The sequence below is a fragment of the Psychrobacter immobilis genome, from assembly GCF_003148585.1.
Lineage (GTDB): Bacteria > Pseudomonadota > Gammaproteobacteria > Pseudomonadales > Moraxellaceae > Psychrobacter > Psychrobacter immobilis.
Genome location: NZ_QGGM01000002.1, coordinates 211067 through 236116, shown reverse-complemented (window position 1 = coordinate 236116; position 25050 = coordinate 211067). Strand labels below are relative to the sequence as shown.

The 25050-nt window shown below is 42.9% G+C and carries 19 protein-coding genes and 1 other RNA gene; 16 read left to right on the top strand and 4 right to left on the bottom strand.

What is annotated here, in order from left to right; all coding sequences use genetic code 11:
• Window positions 1-2 precede the first annotated feature (2 nt).
• Entirely contained in the window at window positions 3-1124 is a 1122-nt protein-coding gene (gene trpD, locus C8D84_RS02925; RefSeq protein ID WP_109589909.1) for an anthranilate phosphoribosyltransferase, read from the bottom strand.
• A gap of 108 nt (window positions 1125-1232) precedes the next feature.
• On the bottom strand, window positions 1233-1856 hold the full coding sequence (locus tag C8D84_RS02920; protein WP_109589907.1) for an anthranilate synthase component II: 624 nt from the start codon (window positions 1854-1856) through the stop codon (window positions 1233-1235).
• Window positions 1857-2562: 706 nt separating this feature from the next.
• Between C8D84_RS02920 and glnA the strand changes: the two genes are divergently transcribed.
• Both glnA and C8D84_RS02910 read left to right on the top strand, forming a co-directional pair.
• Window positions 2563-3972: a type I glutamate--ammonia ligase gene (gene glnA, locus C8D84_RS02915; protein ID WP_055124883.1), complete on the top strand. Its 1410-nt coding sequence runs from the start codon at window positions 2563-2565 to the stop codon at window positions 3970-3972.
• A gap of 193 nt (window positions 3973-4165) precedes the next feature.
• A complete protein-coding gene (locus C8D84_RS02910; protein WP_109589905.1) occupies window positions 4166-4963 on the top strand; it encodes a DUF4124 domain-containing protein in 798 nt (265 codons plus the stop codon).
• A gap of 160 nt (window positions 4964-5123) precedes the next feature.
• Here C8D84_RS02910 and C8D84_RS02905 read toward each other — a convergent pair whose 3' ends face one another.
• The gene (locus C8D84_RS02905) at window positions 5124-5777 is read right to left on the bottom strand and encodes an SIMPL domain-containing protein (RefSeq protein ID WP_372862538.1); all 654 of its coding nucleotides are present in this window, start codon (window positions 5775-5777) and stop codon (window positions 5124-5126) included.
• Between the two features lie 328 nt (window positions 5778-6105).
• Between C8D84_RS02905 and ffs the strand changes: the two genes are divergently transcribed.
• From ffs to msrB, 12 genes are all read left to right on the top strand, one after another.
• Window positions 6106-6202: signal recognition particle sRNA small type (ffs, locus tag C8D84_RS02900), an RNA gene on the top strand.
• A gap of 196 nt (window positions 6203-6398) precedes the next feature.
• Entirely contained in the window at window positions 6399-6995 is a 597-nt protein-coding gene (locus C8D84_RS02895; RefSeq protein WP_109589903.1) for a LemA family protein, read from the top strand.
• A gap of 58 nt (window positions 6996-7053) precedes the next feature.
• The gene (locus C8D84_RS02890) at window positions 7054-10092 is read left to right on the top strand and encodes a M48 family metalloprotease (protein ID WP_109589901.1); all 3039 of its coding nucleotides are present in this window, start codon (window positions 7054-7056) and stop codon (window positions 10090-10092) included.
• 146 nt (window positions 10093-10238) lie between these two features.
• A complete protein-coding gene (locus C8D84_RS02885) occupies window positions 10239-11147 on the top strand; it encodes a DNA polymerase III subunit psi (RefSeq protein ID WP_109589899.1) in 909 nt (302 codons plus the stop codon).
• Window positions 11148-11254: 107 nt separating this feature from the next.
• Window positions 11255-12364, top strand: a complete 1110-nt coding sequence (gene serC / locus C8D84_RS02880; RefSeq protein WP_109589897.1) for a 3-phosphoserine/phosphohydroxythreonine transaminase — start codon at window positions 11255-11257, stop codon at window positions 12362-12364.
• Between the two features lie 291 nt (window positions 12365-12655).
• Window positions 12656-14488 (top strand): extracellular solute-binding protein, encoded by a 1833-nt coding sequence (locus C8D84_RS02875; RefSeq protein ID WP_109590081.1) that lies wholly within the window; start codon window positions 12656-12658, stop codon window positions 14486-14488.
• Window positions 14489-14593: 105 nt separating this feature from the next.
• Complete coding sequence (gene gloB / locus C8D84_RS02870) at window positions 14594-15373, top strand: hydroxyacylglutathione hydrolase (RefSeq protein ID WP_109589895.1); 780 nt, start codon at window positions 14594-14596, stop codon at window positions 15371-15373.
• A 90-nt stretch (window positions 15374-15463) separates the two neighbouring features.
• Window positions 15464-16531 (top strand): microcin C ABC transporter permease YejB, encoded by a 1068-nt coding sequence (locus C8D84_RS02865; RefSeq protein WP_109589893.1) that lies wholly within the window; start codon window positions 15464-15466, stop codon window positions 16529-16531.
• Between the two features lie 50 nt (window positions 16532-16581).
• Complete coding sequence (locus tag C8D84_RS02860; protein ID WP_211181238.1) at window positions 16582-17613, top strand: ABC transporter permease; 1032 nt, start codon at window positions 16582-16584, stop codon at window positions 17611-17613.
• Window positions 17614-17620: 7 nt separating this feature from the next.
• Window positions 17621-19294, top strand: a complete 1674-nt coding sequence (locus tag C8D84_RS02855; protein ID WP_228244443.1) for an ABC transporter ATP-binding protein — start codon at window positions 17621-17623, stop codon at window positions 19292-19294.
• A 222-nt stretch (window positions 19295-19516) separates the two neighbouring features.
• On the top strand, window positions 19517-20881 hold the full coding sequence (locus C8D84_RS02850) for an iron-containing alcohol dehydrogenase (protein ID WP_228244437.1): 1365 nt from the start codon (window positions 19517-19519) through the stop codon (window positions 20879-20881).
• A 267-nt stretch (window positions 20882-21148) separates the two neighbouring features.
• On the top strand, window positions 21149-22354 hold the full coding sequence (gene msrB, locus C8D84_RS02845; protein ID WP_109589887.1) for a peptide-methionine (R)-S-oxide reductase MsrB: 1206 nt from the start codon (window positions 21149-21151) through the stop codon (window positions 22352-22354).
• Between the two features lie 129 nt (window positions 22355-22483).
• Here msrB and folE read toward each other — a convergent pair whose 3' ends face one another.
• On the bottom strand, window positions 22484-23080 hold the full coding sequence (gene folE, locus C8D84_RS02840) for a GTP cyclohydrolase I FolE (RefSeq protein ID WP_228244435.1): 597 nt from the start codon (window positions 23078-23080) through the stop codon (window positions 22484-22486).
• Between the two features lie 343 nt (window positions 23081-23423).
• On the opposite strand from folE, the gene C8D84_RS02835 reads away from it, so the two are divergent.
• Window positions 23424-24230: an enoyl-ACP reductase FabI gene (locus tag C8D84_RS02835; RefSeq protein ID WP_109589883.1), complete on the top strand. Its 807-nt coding sequence runs from the start codon at window positions 23424-23426 to the stop codon at window positions 24228-24230.
• Between the two features lie 110 nt (window positions 24231-24340).
• Window positions 24341-25036, top strand: a complete 696-nt coding sequence (locus C8D84_RS02830) for a YoaK family protein (RefSeq protein WP_087814274.1) — start codon at window positions 24341-24343, stop codon at window positions 25034-25036.
• Window positions 25037-25050: the final 14 nt, after the last annotated feature.

Below are 25050 nucleotides of genomic sequence, written 5' to 3'. Positions count from 1 at the left end.
CGTTAAGCAGGAGTCACCAATTGCTGCGTGTATGTGGCGAGAGACTCAAGCTTGAGTAGAGCATCACCATTCTGAATGACTTTTTGTGCCCGGCTTACACCATTAGCATAGTTGCTGGCAAGTCCTGCGGTATATATGGCCGCGCCTGCATTTAGTGCAATCATATCACGTGCTTTAAGTACAGCACGGTCTTGAGAGTTTTCTCCTGATAGAGCCGCGCGAATCAGCTCAAGACTTTGCGCTGGAGAATCTACATCGAGACCGATAAGGGTTTGTGACTCAATACCTGCATCTTCTGGCATCATCTCATAAACAGATATCTCACCATCTTTTAATTCAGCGACAGTGGTTGAGGTAGCGAGACTGATTTCATCCAAACCGTCTTTTGCGCCCACAACCATGACATGACGTGCGCCTAAGTTTTTCATGACTTTAGCGATAGGCTCGCACAGCTGAGCGGTAAAGACACCGATTACCAGATTGGGTGTGCCAGCAGGGTTGGTTAATGGCCCTAAAATATTAAAGATGGTACGCGCTTTGAGCTCGCGGCGTACTGGATTGGCATAACGCATCGCACTGTGATGATTGGGCGCAAACAAAAAGCCGATACCTTGGTTTTCGATACATTCTTTAGATTGCTCAGGGGTAAGCGCCAGACTGATACCTGCTTGCTCAAGCAAGTCTGAGCTGCCAGAGTTGGTAGAGACGCCGCGGTTACCATGTTTGGCCACTTGCGCACCAGCGGCGGCGGCAACCAATGCTGATGCAGTAGAGACATTAAATAAATTTGCACCATCACCGCCAGTTCCGACGATATCGACTAAGTAATCACAGCCCCGTGGTTCGATATTGGCTGCTAACGCACGCATTGCACTGGCAGAGGCAGTAATCTCATCGATGGACTCACCTTTCATACGCAGACCAGTCAAAATAGCACCCATCATGGCGTCGCTACATCTGCCTTGCATGATAATCAGCATCACCTGATACATCTCATCAAAGGTTAAATCAATGTGCTGAAAAATTCGCCCCAAAGCCGTCGTCAGTAGCGTATGTGTGTCTTCATCAGACAGTTGAGCAATGTTAGTTGGGGTAGGGCTTTCATTTGTTTTTGTCGTACTCATTATGATCTCTCTTAATATTTTTATACGTTAATCTTAAATTATCAATAGAATAGGTTTTATTTTAATTTTGTTATTAACGCCCTTTTTAGAACATGCTTTAATAAGCTGTTAGCCGACTTGTGGTAGTTCATCTGAGGTTAGGACTGACAAATGATGCGTTTGCAAAAAATTGTTGAGCAGCTGATAACCTGCTTCGCTTAAGATAGACTCAGGATGGAATTGTACCCCTTCTATCGCAAATGTTTTATGACGGATACCCATGATTTCTTCAATACTGCCATCACTGTTTTGTGTCCATGCGGTCAGCTCAAGACAATTGGGCAGGCTGGTTTTATCAATGACAAGCGAATGATAGCGCGTGACTTGTACGGGATTAGGCAAGCCTTCAAAGACACCTTGGTCAGTATGATAAACGGCGGATAAGCGACCGTGCATGACTTCACCAGCCTTGACCACTTGTCCACCAAATGCTTGTCCAATTGCCTGATGTCCTAGGCAAATACCTAGTATCGGTATCACGCCCTGAAAAGTCTTGATAGCTTCTAGAGAGATACCAGCCTGATCGGGATCGCAGGGACCGGGGCCAATGACGATCGCATCTGGCGCAAGGGTTCTAATATTTTCAATAGTGGTTTGATCGTTACGCCAGACGGTGATGTCCTGCTGTAATTCACCGAAGTACTGTACAATATTGTACGTAAAGCTGTCGTAATTATCGATCATCAGAATCATTAGCGTTCTACTTATTGAGTTCTACTTATGGAGATGGTTATATAACGCCGTTATCTTACCACTATTTTGTAGAGTATCAAATGTAGGGTGCAGGCGACCCAAATAAGTGGTGAATAACAATCTATTTTGCTTATTGGGTGACATTCGTTAACATCTCAAACGCACTAAAAAAGTACATGATTTTTTATTTACGCACTAAATATGCACTAATTTAGTGCATAAATGCGTTATTAATGACTCTGGATAAATAATTTGTATGACACCACTGCCGATAAATCTATTGCTGAAATAGTTTCAAAAATATTATAAGTTGCTGTAATTATTATTAATAACTATCCTTTTATCCTCTATATTTTCAGCGTTATAAAAAACTGGCATAGCCTTTGCATTATTACTGTTATGATTATCTTTGGTGATAAAGTGGTTCAATAATTATTATTAACAAGTGCCTGAAGAGTTCAGCATAATGAGTGATATGTTGTTAGAATAATATCGAACCAAAACACTGGCGGGTCTTATTAAGCGCATAACTCAGATGACTATCTTGACTAATAATATTGACAGTGCTGAGAATAAGCATAATATTAAACAGGATATTTAGCTCTAAACGCAGCGCTGACTGTTATCAAACCAGAGATTTTTAACCAACAGATTGTACCTATAATTTTAAATCGCAATAACCTAATCAACACAACGGAGACTATTTATGTCGAACAAACTACTAGATCTTATCCAATCCTCTAATGCTAAATGGGTTGATTTTCGCTTCACTGATACACGTGGTAAAGAGCAACATATCAGCTTCCCAGCGCATAGCGTTGACGAAGAAGTGATGGAAGACGGCAAAATGTTTGATGGCTCATCTATCGCTGGTTGGAAAGGTATCGAAGCGTCAGATATGATCTTGCGTCCTGATCCAGAGACGGCTTTTCTTGACCCGTTCTTTGATTCACTTACCGTAGTTGTTACTTGCGATATTATCGAGCCATCAACGCTACAAGGTTATGATCGTGACCCACGTTCTATTGCGCGCCGCGCCGAAGAGTACTTAAAGTCAACGGGCATTGGTGATACTGCTTATTTTGGTCCTGAGCCTGAGTTCTTTATATTTGATGATGTGAAATGGTCAATTGATATGTCTGGCGTTAGCCATAAGATCACAGCCGAAGAAGCGGCATGGTCGACTAACAATGACTATGAATGGGGCAACATGGGACATCGTCCACGTGTTAAAGGCGCTTACTTCCCAGTACCACCAATCGATAGCTCGCAAGACATGCGCTCTGTTATGTGTGAGCGTTTAGAAGAAATCATCGGCGAAGGCTGTGTCGAAGTTCATCACCATGAAGTTGCGCCTTGCCAGTCAGAAATTGGTGTCGCTTTTAATACGTTAGTCAAAAAAGCCGATGAAGTACAGCAGCTAAAGTATGTTGTGCATAATGTTGCGCATCAGTTTGGTAAAACGGCTACCTTTATGCCAAAACCAATCGTTGGTGACAACGGTTCAGGCATGCACGTGCATATGTCAATCTCTAAAGATGGTGTTAATACTTTCTCAGGTGATGAGTATGCGGGTCTTTCTGAATCTGCACTGTATTTCATCGGTGGTATCATCAAGCATGCGCGTGCGTTGAATGCGATTACCAACCCATCGACTAATAGCTATAAGCGCCTAGTACCGCATTATGAAGCGCCTATCAAACTTGCATACTCAGCGTCTAACCGCTCAGCGTCTATCCGTATTCCACATGTTAGCAGCCCAAAAGCGGTACGTGTTGAAGCACGTTTCCCTGATCCAGCGGCCAACCCATACTTAACGTTTGCAGCGTTACTAATGGCAGGTCTTGATGGTATTCAAAATAAAATACATCCAGGTGAAGCGGCTGACAAAAACTTGTATGACTTACCACCAGAAGAAGAAGCACTCATCCCAACTGTTGCGGAGAGCTTAGAAGTTGCATTACAAGCCTTGCGTGATGATCATGAGTTCTTGTTAAAAGGTGATGTATTCACTGAAGACATGTTAGAGGCGTTCATCGCTTTGAAAGAAGAAGAAGTGCAACGTGTCAATGTAACCGTGCATCCCGTTGAGTTTGACTTATACTACAGCTGCTAATTAGTCGCTAAAGCACTCAGTTATTTTGAGTCATAAAAACCAGCTAAGTTATTCTTAGCTGGTTTTTTTTACGTCTCAATAATAATTTGCTAAATCAACGGATCTGTCCTCTTTGAAATTATTACTGATTTAACACCCAAAGTATCGCATAATAGATATTCATAATATTAGGTACTCATTAGGTTGACTGACTATGACTTCATTATCAAAACCGGTTTTTTCAAACAGTAAGTTAGGGTTGGCACTGATTGCTGCTACGATGATTGGTATGGCAACTCTCTATGCCCCTTTGGCAAATGCTGCGCCTATTTATAAAGTTATTGACGAAAAAACAGGCCAAGTCACCTTTACCGATCGCCCGCAAAATTATGAGCAGCAGGCAGGTAAAAAAATCAGCCAGACGGGTGTCACGACGAAAGAAAGTCGCGTCAGCTCAAGTAACAGTGATAACATGAGTAGTCAACCTCCTTCTAGTAATGTTAATACGACTACGCAAAATACGGCTGCCAAAAATAGCCCTGTCGCCAAACCAGCCGTCACTTATCAGCTTGCTATTACTGAACCAAGCGCAGAGCGTGCATATCGTCGCCCAGCCCAAAGCATTGATATCAATGTGCAAGTGAAGCCGAACTTACAAGCAGGTGATAGCGTTAGTATTTATTTGGATGGTAATGAAGTCGCGCAAGGTCTTAGCGCATCGATTGCAACGGTAGATGTTTTGCCAGGATCGCACAAGATAAAAGCCGTGTTAAAAAATGAGAAAGGTCAAACACTCAAACAAGTAGAGCGTACGGTTTATGTGATTCAAAACAATACAACATTGCAAAACAATAAGAAAATCGCGCAACAGCTTTTAGCTTATCAAAATCTACCTTGGTATCAAAAAGTACTGTTAAAAATGCGTCAAGAGGGCAAACAACCGAATATGCAATCATTTACTAAGCCTATAGTGGACAAACCTATGACGCTTGAGCAACCGGTGATAAATTAACTTGTAGGCAATGTTTCAATCATGGATAAACATAAGAACTTATACAAAGTAGAGTAACTTTATAAGTTGATTTCTTCCTTATAAACATAAAGGCAAGCGCTGATTGCAGCGCTTGCCTTTATGTTTATAAGGATATTTATTAATTCTATGTACTTATAGCTTATTTAGTCAATTCAATCGTACCATTAGCAGTCACTGAGATAGTACTATTGCCAGATTCAAAACTTTGGCTAGGTACTGACTCGTCGGCCGCGCCTGCTTTCATGCTCATAGCACTATACATCGGACGTGGGTAGTTGCTACCTGTATTTAGATTCACATTGACCACACGATAGCCACGAGCATCCCAAGCGCGTGTTAGGTTTTTAGCTTGTTGCTGAAAAGCACGAGACGCATTGGTCATCAGCTTTTGCTCAAGCGCATCCTTCTTGGTATCTGAGACACCAAAGTTCAGATTGTCCATCACCAACGTTTCTTGTAGGTCAGCGATGAGTTGGCTGGTTGCTGCAAAGTCGGTGCTCTTTAAATCGATGTTTGCTTGTCCTGTCCAGCCAATGATTTTGTCATTTTTATCATAGCGAGGGTAGGTGCGCTGTTGTCCGGTGCTCACGGTAACCGTTGGATAGCGCTTAGCAATTTTCATGGCATTATTAATTGAGGTGTTGAGCGTTGTCGCTAGAGTTTTAGAATCCGTTGCCTGCGCTTTTTTATATAAGCTGGCTCGTACTTCATCATTCTGGATTTCTTCTTTTACTTCTGTTTGAAAAGTAAGCTGATCGTAGCCTGTTGGTTCTGCATGCGCGCTACCCATCATGGCTGTGAGTAAAAATGCAGTACCAGTCGTTAGAGCAGCTTTATTAAGTAGAGTAGTTTTCACAATGATCTCCTGAGTGAGTTATAACAATAGTATTTAGGTGAGCCATACCATAGGTAAGACTCGCCTTTATATGAGAAGCTGTCCATTTTAGTTATTAGTTGATACCGAGTATGCTCAGCTTCCTCAACTAAAATAGCAAAATTTAACAGGCTTGCTGTGAGAATTTTGTCACCTAAGTTACAGGGCGTTTTGAGGTCATAGAAAGAGTTTTACGATAGGGGTTGTAATATTTAAAAATTCTTGTATAATTTGCAACTGGTGGCTCCATTGGTAGCCTCGCAACATTGTTCTATGAACCCCGCCAGGACCGGAAGGTAGCAACGGTAATAGTCACAGTGTGTGCCGAGGATTTGCTTTTGGAGTCGCTTTTTTTTGCCTAAAATTTGATACCTGTTTTGATATTTAATCAGAAATGCTCGTTTGATTTATTAAGTCCTTCATTGTAAAGGGCTTTTTTTCGACCTTTTTTTGTCCGATTTTGACCTTTGATTGATTAAGATGGGTTAAAATACAATGTATTAACTTTTATTAACATTCTGGACACTTTAGGGTTTTCTTATGAAGATGTTTGTTTGGTTGTTCATTGCCTTCGTGCTACTAGTGATTGTGTTTGGAGTATCTATATTTAATAAATTGGTACGCGCTCGCAATCAAGCGAAAAATGGTTTTGCTCAAATAGATGTACAACTGAAGCGCCGTCATGATTTGATTCCAAATTTGGTTGAAACTGCTAAACGCTATCTAACGCATGAAGAAGAGACGCTGACCCGTGTGATTAGTGCACGTAATCATGCCCAGAGCTTGCAAGACTCCAATACACATCAGCCAGACTCGCTTGAGCATATGGCGCTATTTGCCAAAGCTGAGAGTATGCTGTCTAAAGCGTTAGGGCAGTTTTCAGCGGTTGTGGAAGCTTACCCTGAGCTAAAGGCGGACAGCATGATTAAAGAGTTGATGGATGAGCTGACCAATACTGAGAACCGCATTGGCTTCGCCCGTCAGCACTATAATGACAGCGTGATGTTCTACAACAATGACCGCGAGGTATTTCCCAACAATCTTATTAGTACGACTTTTGGCTTTCGCCCGTTAAGCCCGCTAGTTTTTGAAGAAAGAAAGGTGATCGCTCAAGCACCTGTCGTCAATATGGGCTGATATTGAATTATATTCATATGTTCAGATGCGTTTAGCTATTTTTAAGTCAGGCATATAAATGGATTTTTTTGGTGAACAACGCACCCGTACCCAGCGAAGTCTATTGCTCTATGGGCTATTTTTTCTCATTGTTTTTGCTCATCTGGCAGTAGCGCTAGGTATCATGGCGCTGCTGCTAACGATATTTACTGGTGGCATTTATCATTGGGTGTTAATACTGGTTGCTATCTGGACAATCGGTAGCTTTGTGATCGGTAGTTTTTTAGAGTACAGACGTTTAGAAGCGGGTGGTCGCGCTATTGCTCAGCGTGTGGGCGGGGTTCGGCTGTTTATCGACCACAGCCAAGATGCGTGGGAGCATAGTCAAGGGGTTGCCCATCAGCATGAGACTATACCAAAGGTTCGTTTCAGCACCCACCATATCGCCGTGCGTGATGAGCGAGATTTCCCGCCTGTCTACCGTCGTTACTACGAGATTACCCAGCAGCTAGCCATTGCTTCTGGTGTACGTATGCCGATTCTCTATATACTGCCTAATGAGCAAGGTATTAACGGCTTCGTTGCTGGTCGTCATAGTCAAGATATGGTGTTGGTCGTCACTCAAGGCGCGCTTGATAAGCTGTCCGATGAGGGGTTATATGGGCTGATAGGGCATGAATATGGTCATATCTTGCATGGTGATGCGACGTTTAATTTGCAACTGATGGTGGTGCTGGCAGGCTTGCAATTACTCTATGACTGGAGTGATTCTATTAATAATTTTGGCACTGGTAATCAACGAAGTCATCAGAATAGCCATAATAATTATTTTGATGATGCGGTCAATCGACTGTCACAAAGAGCCGTCGATAGCCACGCGCGTAGCACTGAAGCTCAAACCGCCAATTTTACCACCCATAGTGAATGGGTAAGCTATTGGCAAAGTCAATCACAAAGCCAGCAGTCGTCAGCTAAGAGCCAGTCACGATGGCTACAAAATAATAATAAGTTCGATAGTCAAGCACCGCGCAATATTTGGACGTTGTTAATACATGGATTGAGTTTTTCGAGTATGGCCAGTGCGCAACTGATTAAACACAGCTTTAATCGCCAGCGTGAATTGCTTGCCGATGCGACCAGCGTGCAGCTGACACGCTCGCCGGCTATTATGGAAACCTTACAAGCCATTCATCAAGATTCGCTTGGTTCGCGCTTAACCAGTATCGCCGATATCAATGGTCTTAGTCATTTCTTCTTTGCCAGTAGTGGTGCTGATTTGGGTGACGTCTCTTGGTTTGCCACCCATCCGAGCTTGGCTGAGCGAATGAGTGCCATTAATGCCCACGCTTATCATGATTTTGCGGTAAAAGTGGCTAAAGAAAAGCACATAAATCAACAGAAAATAAAAGAGATATATGAGCAGCGGCGATTAGGGGATTGGGGCGTCATAAAAGCAAATAGCCTAAGCAAAAATAAACAAGAAAAAAATAGCCAATCATCAGTATTTGAAACTCAATCAGCGTTACATAACAATGAAAGCGATGACGATGACGATGACGATAAAAGCCGCCTTACTAATAACAGCAATGATGTTATAGACAAAGAAATTACTACTTTTCCTGCAAATGAAATAAAGAATGATTTGGACGAAGATAAGGGTCTAGAGTTTGTTATCGAGAAAGATGTCGTTGTTGCAGGACGTTTACAAGTTCAAGCGCAAAATACCGGTATTTATCAGTTGCTCAAGCCATGGCAAGCAAAACCTGATAGCGATTTGCCATCGGATACATTGATTGGTATCGACGATAGACAAAAAGTTTCACTGCCGCAGTATATACTCAATCACAGTTATCACCCGCTCGGGGCGCAAGCTTTGATTGAAGCTGTTATGTTGTGCCATCAAGGTCGCATATTATCAACGACTGAGAGTTATGATTTGAGTGATATCTGGCTTGGACTTGCTAACGATAAAACGTCTGCTGCTGAAATCAATAATAACGCTAGCGATAATATTAGCAGCCACCTCCAGTTTTTAGCGCATACGATAGATCATAAATTATTAGCGGCAGTGGCACATCTTGATAGGCGTTTAGACAACGCATTGATTGCATTGGCAATAAAGCAATTGAGTCAGCATGACCTGTCAGAAACTGCTATCAATGAATCACGCTTAAGATATGAAGCGAGTCATAGCAATCAAGATCATCAACATTATGTGCAGCAAAAAAAGTGTCGTACACTGCTGATGCGCTATCAACAGGGTATCATTGAGCTATTTGAACACTATCTAACGGCGGATTTAAGTCAACACTTCGCTGATAACATAGCCAGTGAAGATGGTGCTATGGATAAAACTAAGCCAGTATCAACGCACTCAGTAACAATCGACTCTCGGTTGCCATCGATTTTATCATTATGGCAAGCGCTACAGTTGCAGCAACTATTACTGATATTGTCTACTATATTGAACGAGACACACGTGCATGCTCAGCCTCAGCTATTATGGTTATGGCAGCAAGCATTGCAAGCGGGTAGAGATGATATTTATGACCAGCTTGACCCTTCAGGACAGGTATTTGATGGTCTCGATGTTGCGGCGAAAACCATGCTTGTTTTATTGGCTTATCGCCTATCAAAAGATGTCAAGGGTCAAATCGTATCAGCACTAGATAGCTCAGTACACATTTCAGTACTCAGTTATAATAATGAAAGTGTTGCTCACTATATTGTGGATTTGCGGCGTCATGCACGTTTGATTGATATTGATTTAGCCGCTGTTAGTGACGCAAATTTGCAATGGCTACTATTGACTGTGCAAAATATAAATAGTCTCCAATTATTGGCAGTGATAGAAGTGGTGTCTATTTTTATAGCGCCTGCCAGTCAGTCGCCTGCATCAGAAGCCAAAGGTAATGATAATTATAGACAGAGGCAACAGGGCGGCGATCAAATAGATTATAATGTGATTAATAATAAGCCTTATGATTACAATGATTACCGGCAATGGCTGAGCACATTGCATACGGTGATGTTACACGATACGATAGTCAGTCAAGATGAGTATGATTGCTTGACCGAGCTTGCCAATCATTGGTTCGGCGTTCGGCAGATTTTTTGAACAATGTCATTGACGGCATTTAAGTATTCTTTTTTAAATTGAATCGACTATATTTTTAATCCTTTTTTTTAACATCGCTCTTTAATATTGTTTTTGACATTAAAAGCCTGTAAATCCATTTTAGATAAGTAGGATAGTAAATAAGCATGAGTGATATCCAAGACCCGCTAATTGTATTGCAGCATCGTATGCAGCAGCGCCAGATTTTAGCGATGATGGGTATCACTCAGTGGGTGCAGCCGGGCTCTGAAATCCTGAGTATCGCAGATATTTCCGCGCCTACTCTGGCTACCACTAACTCGACTATCGTTAATACCAGCACGGCCTCTATTCCTGCTGCTGCGACCCTTGAACAGCCAAGTGTTAAGTCTCTCAATGGTGAAGATATAAGCGTTGGGGTGTCGCATTCAGCATCTGCTGATTCGCTATCAGGTATAGTGGATGATGAGTCTGCTAATCACTATTATGATGATGCTAATGAGATAGGTTTACACCATTCTGACCAGCAAAGCCCTGTTACTTATAGTTTTGACTCGACTACTCCTAATGCCCTTAATATATCTAAGCCAGCCGTTACCTCCTTTGTAGATACTGTTGTACAGCAAACTTCTATTGCTGATATAAATGACGCTTCGAGCTTTGGAAATGGCAGTTTTAAAGAAGAGGGCTTTCAAGAGGAAAGCTTTAAAAAGGTAGCACCCTTTGATTTACAAGGTGGTTGCTATGGCGATTGGGTGATTTTGGTGGACATCCAAGCCCTTAATCATGACAGCCAAAAACTGTGGCAAAATATCACCCAAGCCTTATCCATCAGTTGTGAGACGACCTCATTCCCTATTTGTGAAGGTATGGATACCGCTGAGCTTGCTAATGCCAGCCTTGCTGGATATGTCTTTAAAATTGGTCGCAGCGAAGAGATACAGGTAGTGACATTGACCGCACTTCCTGAAGGTTTGGAACATCCTAACCTGACGACTGCACCCACGTTGGATGAGATGCTTACTGATAGTAATCTCAAACGTCAGCTTTGGGAGCAGTTATCGAGTCACAGTTAAAGGCTTACCACTTACTATGATAGAGATTAAAAAATAACGATAAAATTCACCTTCAACATTCAACCTTTAATAACCACGATGACTTCATCATATTTAGGATATTGATTATGACCACTAAAGCCGCTCCTAACCGCGTACCCAATTTTTCAGCGGGACCTGCCACCATACCGACGGCCGTATTATCACGCGCTCAAGAAGAGTTGCTTGATTGGCAGGGACGCGGCATGTCGGTTATGGAAGTGAGTCACCGTAGTAAAGAATACATCGCCATTACCGAAAAAGCCGAAGCCAAATTGCGCTCGCTAATGGACATTCCAGATAACTATAAAGTTCTATTTTTACAAGGTGGCGCTAGCTTACAGTTTTCAGCGATTCCATTAAACTTGCTAAATGGTGGGCGCGCAGACTATCTAACGACGGGTGCATGGTCTGGTAAAGCGGTCAAAGAAGCCCAGCGCTATGAAAAGCTTGGTCTTGGTGAAGTGAATCAGGTCGCAACGGGTAAAGACAGTAGCTTTACTGACGTACCAGCCCAAAGCGAATGGAACCTGAGCGAAGATGCCGCCTATTTTCATTACTGCGCTAACGAAACCATTCATGGTTTGCAAATATTTGAGCCGCCACAAGTCGATGCACCAATTGTAGTCGATATGTCTTCTTGTATTTTGTCACAGCCCATTGATGTTTCTAAATTTGGCATGATTTACGCAGGTGCGCAAAAAAATATCGGGCCAGCAGGTCTGATTATCGTGATTATCCGTGAAGACCTATTGGGTCAAGCGAGTGAATGGTGCCCACTGCTGATGAACTATGAGCACCAAGCTGAAAAAGAATCCATGTCAAACACACCAGCGACGTATTCTTGGTATTTAGCAGGACTAGTGTTTGATTGGTTAGAGGAGCAGGGCGGCGTTGCTGCTATTGGAAAAACCAACCAACAAAAAGCTGATTTACTCTATAAAACGATTGATGATAGCAGCTTTTATAGCAATCCAGTTGATCCCAAATATCGCTCTATCATGAATGTGCCTTTTACCTTAGCCGACAGCAGCCTTGATAAAGTATTCTTAGAAGAGTCGGAAGCGGCAGGCTTGATGAATCTAAAAGGTCACCGCGATGTGGGCGGTATGCGTGCCAGCATTTACAATGCAGTGTCATTAGATTGGGTGCAGCAGTTGGTTGACTTTATGATTGCGTTTGAGAAAAAACACGCATAAATTAGCATGGATTTTAAAACAAAAGACGCAGCTTATAAAAGTTGCGTCTTTTTTTATACGCGTTAGTATTCTTTTAAGATAAATGATGCATCATGTAGCAACTCTAACGCTGCAAATCATTAGGTTAAAAAACCTAAGTTTGTTATGATAAAATTCTGCAGCACTTACGATACGTCAGATACGACATATTTTTTTAGATTTTATTTCATAAGCGGTCATTAGCCTTTAGTCACTGGTTAAATGTTCAATATATTCATTCGGTCTGGCAAAGGGGTTTGTTATAACTTTATGATGCTAAAAAATACCATGCTAAAAGCCGTCTTGCTTGCCATTACTATTAGCTGGATACCAGCCAGTATTGCGGTGCCAATCACCACTACTGCGCTTGGTCATAATAGTACCACTGAGTATATCGATGTGCCCTTTATGCCTTATGCCAACCCAAAGGCGCCCAAAGGTGGTACGCTTTCACTGGATGCGCGTGGTACTTTTAACGCGGCCAATAAATGGATGACCACAGGTGTGGCGATGGTTGGCACCGATTATCTCTATGACACCTTGATGACTGGCTCATTAAATGAGGCCTTTACCATGTATCCGCAGCTGGCAACCAAAGTAACTTATGATCCCGACGATACTAGTTGGATTATTTACCATATTAATCCTGCTGCGCGCTTTTGGGATGGCACGCCGGTCACCAGTAGTGACGTCAAAGCGACTTATGATGCACTGTTAAATAAAGGTCCGATGTATATTCGCAGCTATTTGGGTGATATTAAAGATATTCAGATTATTAATGACCAACAAGTGAAGTTTATCTTTGCCTCTGATGACAATAAAGAGATTTTATTAACCGTCGGACAGTTTCCTATTTTTGCTAAGTCCTCAATCGATACGGATTTTGAAAAAATAACGTTGACGCCATTGATGGGCAGTGGACCTTATAAGTTAGGACGTGTCGATGCAGGGCGCTCGGTCAGCTATGTACGTGATCCCAATTATTGGGGTCGTGATTTGATGGTCAATCGCGGTCGTTATAACTTCGATATGATTAAGTTTGTTTATTATCAAAGCGATGAGATTGCCTTCGAAGGTTTTAAGTCTGGTCAATATCGTTTTCGCCCTGAGAACAAAGCGTCGAACTGGGCAACGGGTTATAACTTCCCAGCCGTCAAGGCAGGGATGATTAATAAAGAAACCATAAGCAGCGAAAACCCAGTACCAATGCAAGGTCTGGTCATGAATATGCGACGTCCCATCTTTCAAGATATTCGCGTTCGTCAAGCACTGAGCAAGGCTTACGACTTTGAGTGGATGAATAAGACCTTGTTTCATGGGCAGTATGAACGCTTACAAAGTTTCTTTCATGGCTCTGAGCTTGCCGCAACAGGGATGCCGTCTGCTGAAGAAATGCGGGTGCTTACGCCTTTAATACCTAAGCTTGAGCCGCTGCAACGTCAGGCGGTATTAGCCGAGTGGCAATTGCCAACCAGTGACGGTAGTGGTTTTAATCGTCAAGGGTTGTTAGAGGCACGCCAGCTGTTATTAGATGCTGGGTTTTATTATCAAGATATGAAGTTATATCAGCCCAATGGGCAGCTTGCTCGGATTGAGATGTTGATGACAGGCGAAACCATGGGTCGGGTGCTGCTGCCATATATTCGAAATCTAAAGCGCTTGGGCTTTGATGCCACGTTACGTCAAGTCGATGGGCCACAATATTATGAGCGGGTACGCCGTTTCGATTATGATATGGTGGTCGATGTATTTGCTCAGAGTTTATCCCCTGGTGCGGAACAAGTTGGCTTTTGGGGTAGCTCAGCCGCTGACCAAGCGGGCAATAGAAACACTATTGGTATTAAAAACCCAGCCATTGATACGGTCATAGAAAAATTGGGCAATGCTCAAAACCGTGATGAGATTGTTTTATATACTCAGGTGCTCGATCGTCTACTACGTGCTGGTCATTATTTAGTGCCCTTATACGGCAAATCAGCGACCAATGTCGCCTATTGGGATCAATATCGTCATACTGAAAAACTGCCCTCTAATGCCATCGGTATTGACTACTGGTGGACTGATAAAGAAGCAGAAGCACGTGTTAACCAATACTTGAAGCAATAATTTAGAACAATAAATGAAATAATGCTGCATCTTAAAATTTTATTTCGTTTAAAAAAATCAATAAAAGACATCAGCAATAAAGATAACTACTGGTAAGGATTTAATATGACTATCCGCATTCACCCAATCAAAGCGTTCAATGACAATTATATTTGGACATTGATTAATGAAAATAATAAACAGGCGATCGTTATTGATCCTGGTCAAGCTGAGCCTGTCATGAGTTATTTGGAAGAAAATAAATTAGAGCTGACGTCTATCTGGACGACTCATCATCATCATGACCATATCGGCGGTGTCGCAGAACTGCAAGAGTCTTATCCGATGACGCATCTGGTTGCGCATACTGAGCATAATGTCGATGAAGACCAAACCATCAAAGATGGCAGTACCGTCAGTGCGTGGGGCTGTGCAGCACAAGTATGGGATGTGTCCGGTCATACCGCAAGCCACGTGGCGTATATTTTAGATATCGATGGACAGAAGCATTGTTTTTGCGGTGATACCTTATTTAGTGCTGGATGCGGACGGGTATTTACGGGGACGATTGAGCAATTACACAACAGCTTTAAGCGTTTAAATGGTTTGCCAGCTGAGACGCTACTATATCCTGCGCATGAATACACTGCCAGTAATCTGCGCTTTGGACTATCTATTGAACCTACTAATGACGCAATGCAGCAAACTCTGGTTCAAGCAGAAGAAAAAACCACCCAAGGTATTCCGACGTTGCCAGTCTCTCTAGAACATGAGCGCGCAGTCAATGTGTTTTTGCGGACGCAAGAGCCGAGTGTGATAGCAGGGGTGAAGTCTAAAGCAACTATCGATGATGATAAATCTTTGGCTGTATTTGCTGCGTTACGTGAGCTTAAAAATAGCTTTTAAACTATAACGGGCGCTTCGACTGACGTTTTGATAGTTATTAGCTGCGTATTATTTCTGCCGTCATATTTATTATCTTAGGAAGCCACCGTTATGGGTCGTTATATCTTAAAAAGGTTACTGCTGATATTACCGACGCTTTTTTTGATATTGCTCGCAAACTTTGTGATTGTACAAGCAGCGCCTGGTGGTCCTGTCGAGCAGCAGTTGGCGCTTATTGAGCAAGGGGAAAAAGACAATGCGCTTGGCGGTAATATTGGCGCGGGTAGTGCGGGAAATAACAGTACCTATCAAGGTACGCGTGGCTTATCTGAGGAAATGGTTGCAGCGATTAATGCCCAATACGGCTTTGATAAATCGGCACCTGAGCGCTTTTGGCTCATGTTAAAGAATTACGCTCAGCTAGATTTCGGTGAGTCTTTTTTTAAAGGACAGTCGGTAACGGATTTGATTATCGAGAAATTACCCGTTTCTATCTCGCTTGGGCTCTGGAGCACGTTGCTAATTTATATGATAGCGATTCCACTAGGTATCTATAAAGCCATGCATCATGGCTCGGGGATTGATAAAGTTACTGCCATGCTACTGGCTATCGGGCATGCAATACCCGTTTTCGTATTTGCCGTTATATTACTGGTGTTCTTTGCCGGTGGTAGCTACTGGAATATCTTTCCACTGCAAGGCTTGACCTCTGAGAACTTCGATCAATTAAGCGCGCTGGGTAAAATCAAAGATTACTTTTGGCATTTGGCGCTACCACTGCTGGCAAGTACGATTGGCGGTTTTGCGGGTTTGACCTATCTGACTAAGTTTAGCTTTTTAGAAGAGCTGGGTAAGCAATATGTACTTACTGCTCGTGCCAAAGGCTTGGCTGAGCGTCAAGTGCTATACGGACATGTGTTTCGTAATGCCATGCTGATTATTATTGCAGGTATTCCAGCGGCTATCGTTGGCATTTTCTTTGCCGGAAACTTCTTAATCGAGATTATTTTTAAACTTGATGGTTTGGGGTTGTTAGGTTTTGAAGCCATTCAGCAGCGCGATTATCCGGTGATATTTGGTACATTGTTTATTTTTACCTTGGTCGGACTGTTATTACAGTTAATCAGTGATTTGAGTTATCACTTGATTGATCCTCGTATTGATTTTGAGGGGCGCTAATGTCAACTTATCCATTACCTTCAACGCCTTCATCTGCATCTCCTGTCTCTATGCCAAAAAAACGTCGCCTAAATCCTATCTGGCAGGCACGCCTCAACCGTTTTCGCCAAAATCGTCTTGGCGTCGTATCATTATTCATTTTTGCGCTGATATTCGTCATTTGTATGGCAGCCAATGTGATTGCCAATGACAAGCCGCTACTGGTGCAGTATCAAGGCGATTATTACTTTCCTGTCCTAAAAGCCTATCCTGAAACGGCTTTTGGTGGGGTGTTTGAGACTGAAGCCAATTATAAAGACCCTGCGGTACAGACGCTAATTGATGAGCAGGGTTTTTGCATTATGCCGCCCATTCCATTTGCTGATCAGACACCTAATGTTGAGCTGGGTATTCCATATCCAGCAGCGCCCAATAGCCAGAACTGGCTTGGTACTGATGACTTGGGTCGCGACGTGTTGGCACGGATACTTTATGGCATGCGGGTGTCATTATTGTTCGGCTTAGCATTGACACTTGCTGGGGCAGTGATTGGTATTATCGTCGGTGCAATACAAGGTTATTACGGTGGCTGGATAGATTTGGCAGGGCAGCGCTTCATGGAAGTATGGGGCGGTATGCCGCAGCTGTTTATGATTATTATTTTGGTCAGCTTATTCAGCCCCAGTATCTTTATGCTATTTGCAATGATGTTATTATTTGGTTGGATGGGACTGGTTGGTTTGATACGGGCAGAGTTTTTGCGCGCGCGTAACTTTGACTATGTGCGCGCTGCCCGTAATCTTGGGGTATCGGACAGTCAAATCATGCTAAGACATATCTTGCCCAATGCCCTAGCGTCAAGCTTGTCACAGCTGCCATTTATATTGACAGCTAATATTATCGCTTTAACCGCACTAGACTTTTTAGGTTATGGCTTGCCGCCTGGGTCACCGTCTCTCGGCGAGCTGATGGTACAAGGGAAAAATAATCTCGATGCACCATGGCTTGCGCTATCTGGTTTTTTTAGTTTAACCTTTATTTTATCACTGCTAATATTCGTTGGCGAAGCGCTGCGTGATGCGTTTGATCCGAGGCGCTCTTAAGATGACTATGATTGATACGCAAACTGACAGCCTAAACGGAAATCATAGCAATACACAACAAAAGCTAATGTTGAGTGTCGATAAACTTAGTATTCTTACCAATAACGGCGTAACGTTAGTTGATAAACTCTCTTATGAGCTGCGGCAAGGACAAACTCTTGCTATCGTAGGTGAATCAGGCTCTGGCAAATCCATTGCAAGTCTTGCGCTATTAGGCTTATTGCCAGACAGTTTGACTGTTAGCGGTGAGGTGAAGCTAGCAGGGTTGACTGTGCTACCGATAGCCAATGCCAATGTTAGTGTTAGTGCTAAGGCACGTAACGCTGCGCTGCGCTCTATTCGCGGACAGCGCATCGGCATGGTGTTTCAAGAGCCGATGACAGCGCTCAATCCACTACATACGGTCGGCAAACAAATTGCTGAATCACTACGTCTAGTTGGTGTGCCCAAGAAACAATGGCAAAGCCAAACAATCGATTTACTAAATGATGTCAATATTACCAATCCGATTGATAAGCTGAACCGCTATCCGCATGAGCTATCAGGTGGTCAACGTCAACGCGTCATGATTGCCATGGCATTGGCACAGCAGCCTGATATTTTAATCGCTGATGAGCCGACCACCGCGCTTGATGTGACTCTGCAACATGAAATTCTCGCTCTATTAGATGATCTTAAGCGTCAGCATAATATGGCGATGGTGCTTATTAGCCATGACCTCAATCTGGTCAGGCGCTACAGTGATGACGTCATCGTCATGCACCAAGGGCAAACGATTGAGCAAGGGCAAACCGCAGCGGTGTTTAACCAGCCCAAAGCCGAATATACCCGCTCGCTAATCAAACAAGACTTTGGCCAAGCACTGAACTTCTCTAATGATGATAAAATTCAGCAATCAACCGTATTGCAAGTCAGCAATTTACAAGTACAGTTTCCCATTGAAAAAAGTCTGTTTGGTGGTACTAAGCGCTGGTTTGATGCGGTAAAAAATGTTGATATGACGCTACAGAAAGGGTGGGCGTTAGGCGTTGTAGGTGAGTCAGGCTCTGGAAAAACCACGATAGCGCTTGCGTTAAGTCAATTACTTAGCAATCAAGTGCGTGTGGGTGGCGAAATAATGGTCAATGGACAAGATATTTCAGTATTGTCCAAGGGTGAGCTACGTCAGTTTCGCTCGCAAATTCAAATGGTATTTCAAGACCCCTTTGCCAGTATCAATCCACGTATGACGGTGATGCAAATCATTGAAGAAGGATTGCTTGTACAAGGCGTTGATAAAGCAGCACGGCAGCAGGCGGTAATGGATAGCCTTACTACCGTACATCTGCCAGCTGAGTTTGCGCATCGTTATCCGCATGAGCTATCAGGTGGTCAGCGTCAACGGGTAGCACTTGCGCGCGCCCTTATTATGCAGCCGAGTCTACTGATATTGGATGAGCCGACGTCCGCGCTTGATAGTACCACGCAGGTCACTGTAGTTAGCTTGCTGCGTGAAATTCAGGAAAAATTGCAAATAAGTTATGTGTTTATTAGTCATGACTTAAAAGTAGTACGCGCCCTATGTCAGCATATTATGGTGCTTAAAGATGGCATGTGTATTGAGTCTGGACGTACTGAAGATGTTTTTAATAGCCCACAGCATCCCTATGCGCAGCAGTTGCTGCAGGCGAGTATGATTTAGCTTAGCTAAAAAGAGTTAAGCAGATATAGTCAAATAAGTAGAACATGGCAGTTCATACTAATTGCGATATCCTAAAAATAGCAGTGATACAATAAGTTAAACAGACGTTCACTTTAGTTAGATGCTTAAATTTGTTTAATTTTTAGTTAAAGAGCAGTTTAAATTGCTGCTTTAAAGGATTGTCATCGCTATTATTACCCTCATTAAAAAGGATTTTTACTCATGAAAAAACAAAATAGTATTGCTAAATTAGTAAATAACAAGTTAGTAAATAACAAGTTAGTAAATAACAAGTTAGTAAATAACAAGTTAGTAAATAACAAGTTAGTAAATACCAATGGATTGCAGAATGTCGGTTATTTAGCCGTTGCTAAAACACGCGCTAAAGTCTTAAAAGCGTTCGCTTATGTTGTTCCAATTAGAAGACCAATGCTATTTGTCGGTGAGACCTCTTGTGAAGAGCTATGTGATATGGCCATCAACGAAGGCAGCACCAATGTATTTATCGTCACTGATGCCGTGCTTAATAAGCTTGGCATTCCAGCCAAAGTGACTGATTATCTAGATAGCAAAAATATCAGCTATACCGTTTATGACGGCATTACCCCAGACCCTACTTTTAAAGTTGTCGAAGAGGGACTGCGCAAATCTATCAATGCTAAGTGCGATTCGATTATTGCCATCGGTGGTGGTTCTGTGATTGATGCGGCTAAGATGATTGCGATGTCACAAGGCAATAGCTGCAAGCCGCAACAGCTTATCGGCATTCTTAAAGCCAGAAAGCCTTCGATGCCGCTTTATTGTATTCCTACCACGGCTGGCACAGGTTCAGAAGCAACCCTTGGTGCAGTAGTATCAGACGATAAAACGCATCAAAAAGCGCTGTCTATTGACCCAAGAATGGTGCCATTAGCAGCGGCTATTGACCCTGTTATTATGAAAGGCATGCCGGCTCATATCACAGCGGATACGGGTATCGATGTTTTAACGCACGCGCTTGAAGCTTGGATGAGTGCCAATGCCAGCGTTGAGACCGATTATTATGCGGCTTCTGCGGTCAAATCTGTGATGCAAAACCTACCGCTGGTTTATAAAGACGGCGGCAATCTTAAAGCCAGAGAAGCAATGGGTATTGCCGCTCATTACGGCGGTATCGCCTTTAGTAAAGCGGGTCTTGGTTATGTTCATGCTATCGCTCATCAGCTAGGGGCGTATTATAGTATTCCTCACGGTCGTGCCAATGCCATCGTGCTGCCGTATGTGCTTGATGTCAATCGTCAAGGAAGTAAAAAAAGACTGGCAGAGTTGGCTAGAAAAACAGGTATGGTAAAGTCGGGACAAGCTGGCAAGAGTGATGCTGAGATTGCCGACGACCTCATCGCGCAAGTACGTGAACTGATTGCTACCTTGAATATCGATCCAACGGTGAAAGGCATGCAAAGCAGTGATTTTGATAAAATTGCCAAAGCAGCAGCAAAAGAAGTCAGTGATACCTATGCCGTACCGACTTATCTATCAGCGTCTGAAATCAAGGCTATTTTAACCAAGATTCAGCAAGCCAGTGATGAGCATACTGCTGGAAAATGAAAAAGTAACTACGCTACATAAGCTGCCTAAGATATATTGATATAATATAAAAGAGCACACTACACTGTCCGTAATGTGCTCTTTTTTTAATTATTGTACTTTGTAGCAAACTTATCTTATTAAGAAATTGTGTATAATTCAGGATTATACTGTTAAATTATATTAAATAATATCTAATTACTGTTAAATTTTTATAACAATATAGGTATAGTTTAGTGAGGTCAAAGAGTTATCATGCCTATATTATATTACTTTTAGGAGGTATCGATGAATCATAAATTAAAGACGGGTGCTATTACGATGGCTGTAGCAGCCATCAGTATGGTTTTCGTTGGCTGTGCTGCCACCGAAAATACGCCCGCTGTGAAAAATACTGCCATCGATAATCCTTATGCGCCAACGGATCCAAATCTCGCAGTTGCTACGGTCGCTGGCGGTTGTTTTTGGTGCGTGGAAGCGGGTTATGAAAAAATACCTGGCGTTGTAGAAGTGGTCTCTGGCTATACTGGCGGTCAATCGACCAATCCAACTTATAGCACTGTATCAGCAGGCGGCACAGGGCATACTGAAGCGGCTCAAGTCTATTATGACCCGACGAAAATCACCTATAATGGTCTCGTTCAAGCGTTATGGCGCATTGGGGATCCTACCGATGATAAAGGTCAGTTTGTAGATCGTGGTACTCAGTATCGTCCTGCTATTTTTTATAATAATGCGCAAGAAAAGCAGATAGCAGAAGCGGCTAAGCAATCACTACAAGACTCTGGTATCTATAGTAAACCAGTTGTGATTGAAATTGTTGCTGCTAGCAAGTTTTACCCTGCTGAAGAGTATCATCAAGATTATTATAAGAAAAATCCAATCCGCTATAAGGCTTATACCTTTAATTCTGGTCGCTATCAGTTTATCGAAAGTGTCTATGGTAAAGACTACGCGCTGGATTTTAGCCAGTTTAAACCTACGGCGGCAGGTAGCGTACAGGCAACATCAAACAATGCGTCAGCTACTAAAGCTAGTACAGGGTTCAATCCAGATACTTTTGTGAAGCCTGCACAGGATGAGCTAAAGCAGTCACTAAGTGATATTCAATATAAAGTCACTCAAAAAGACGGCACCGAACGCGCTTTTGATAATGAATATTGGGATAATAAAGCGCCTGGGCTGTATGTCGATGTGATATCGGGGGAGCCACTATATTCCTCTCGTGATCAATACAAATCTGGCACTGGCTGGCCAAGCTTTACCCGTCCATTGAGCACGGATATGGTCGTTGAGAAGGAAGACCGAGGCATATTCGGAAGCCGTACCGAGATTCGTAGTCGCTATGCAGACTCACACGTCGGTCATGTATTTGACGATGGTCCAGCACCGACAGGCAAGCGCTACTGTATGAATTCAGCGGCAATGCGTTTTATTCCACTGGCACAGATGGAAGCAGAAGGTTATGGCAATTGGATTGATGACGTAAAATAGGTTAGTTAAGCTTCGTTATATTGCAATTAATGGTTGATTGCTAATTATTAATGATAGCTATCTTGAAAGGACGCATAAAAAAAGGATACTTAAGTATCCTTTTTTTATTATCTATTATTACTTGAAGCGTTAGAATGCAGGCTGACGTCTAGGGATCGCACTCAAAAACTCATTGCGCGCTTGGTTATCATGGACAAATTCACCCAACATCGATGTTGTACGTGTGGTGGAGTGCTGCTTATTTACGCCGCGCATCATCATACACATATGTGCTGCATCCATCACTACTGCTACGCCGCGACAGCCAGTGACATCCATAATAGTTTGTGCCACTTGCTCGCTTAAATTTTCTTGAACTTGCAAGCGACGGGCGAACATATCGACGATACGGGCAAATTTTGATAAACCCAGTACTTGACCATTGGGTAAATAGCCTACATGAGCGATACCATGAAAAGGCAACATATGATGTTCGCACAATGAATAAAATTCAATATTTTGTACCAATACCAGCTCGCGATTGCTTGATGGAAACAGGGCGTCATTGACGACTTCATCCAAGCTTTGATGATAACCTTGGGTTAGATGGGCAAAAGCTTTCGCGGCACGCATCGGTGTTTCTTCAAGGCCGGGACGCTGTAAATCCTCGCCAGTTGAGAGAATCAGTTGACGATAAGACTCAACGCTTTCTTGGTAGTCTGATGCTATTGTTGGGGTGTTACTCATAAGTTTGGCAGCCATCCAAAATGTGGGTGTAGCTTAACGCTAAATCCTTGTTTACAAACAATGGTTGTAAAGGATTTTTATAAAAATTGTGCAAGCTGGGAAGGGCTGTGATTATACTTGAAAACTGCTTAACTTCATACTGCTGTGGCGAGCAGTTGAGTGTTTAATCGATATTAGGCGACATTGCAAGGGAATACAGTTTACGACTGTTTACTTAAATTAATTCGTGTATAATGGTTTATCTTATAATTTGTACTTTTTATGCTGCGATATTCATCGTATCTAATCACTCTAAATAACGTAATATTATTAAACCATCTTGGTCGACTCAAAAGGAAACATTATGCTACTACAAGGACAACGATTTGTCGTCACAGGCATTGCCAGCAAACTGTCTATCGCTTGGGCTATCGCTGAGGCACTGCACCGTGAAGGTGCCTCATTAATTCTCACTTATCCCAATGATAAGATCAAAAAGCGTGTCGATATGGCAGCAGAGAAATTCGAAGCAGATTTGGTACTTGAGTGTGATGTGGCGTCTGATGAGTCTATCGCTGCCTGCTTTAAGCAAGTCACTGCCCATTGGGGTGATGGAATCGATGGTGTGGTACATGCGATTGGCTTTGCGCCGATGGATCAGCTGGATGGCGATTTTGTTAAGGCGACAACTCGTGAAGGCAGTCAAATTGCCCATGATATCTCAAGCTATAGTTTTGTAGCATTAGCCAAAGAAGCTCGTGCTTTATTGGCCATGCGTCATGGTTCGATGCTGACATTGACATATGAAGGTAGTATCTCGGTATTGCCAAACTACAACGTCATGGGTATGGCAAAGGCCAGCCTCGAAGCCAGTGTTCGCTATTTGGCTACTTCGATGGGCGGTGAAGGCATTCGTGTCAATGCGATCTCAGCAGGTCCTATTCGCACGCTTGCTGCCAGTGGCATCAAATCATTCCGTAAAATGCTCGATATCAGCGAAAAAATCGCGCCGCTACAACGTAATATCACACAAACCGAAGTCGGTAATGCGGCGCTTTTCTTGCTATCACCTTGGGCATCTGGTATTACCGGCGAGATCATGTTTGTTGACGCAGGTTTTAATACCGTTGCTATCAGTGAGCAATTAATGATGCTTGATGAGCCGAAATAACCCACTTCAATAGTCGGTTATAGGGTTTTATACATCAGGAAGGCAGCCAATCGGTTGCCTTTTTTGGTTATAATAGATGCTTTTTGGTGATAAGCCATTAGGCGGCGAATATGATAACCAAATTACCAAAGTGGATATTGTGGGGCGGGGCAGTACTGGCATTCAGTGCTGGCTGTGTTAACACTGCTGCGTTAATGGGGTTTACCAATCTATCGGTTTCTCACGTCACTGGCAACGTAAGCTTATTTGCAGCGGCTATTGCTTACTTGGATGTGCGTAGTATCTTGTATATCGGTGCGCTGCTATTGTCTTTTTTGGCAGGTGCGATACTGAGCGGTTATGTGATTGGGCAGACATCATTAAAGTTAGGTAGGCGCTATGGTAGTGCGCTATATATCGAGGCGGCACTGTTAATGGTCAGCTACTGGTTGTATCAGCAGCATGATTATTTAGGACAGTTGGCAGCGGCAATGGCATGCGGATTACAGAATGCCATGGTAGCGACTTATAGTGGCGCGGTTATTCGTACCACCCATTTGACAGGTTTGACATCAGATATGGGCGCAGCGATTGGTAACTGGTTGGCAGGTCGATCGATTAGCAAACCGACATTAGGGTTTCAAGCCATTATTTGGTATTGCTTTTGCGGTGGCAGCGCCGTTGGAGCATTTTTATTCGCCAAGGTTGGCTATGAAGCGCTATTTGTACCCATTGCTATCGTCTTGACGGCAGCATTTATATATAACTACGTCTCAGATCGCTTGCCAGAAAAAAGAGAGCCAAAAAATAAAAGGCACTCATCATAATGATAAGCACCTTT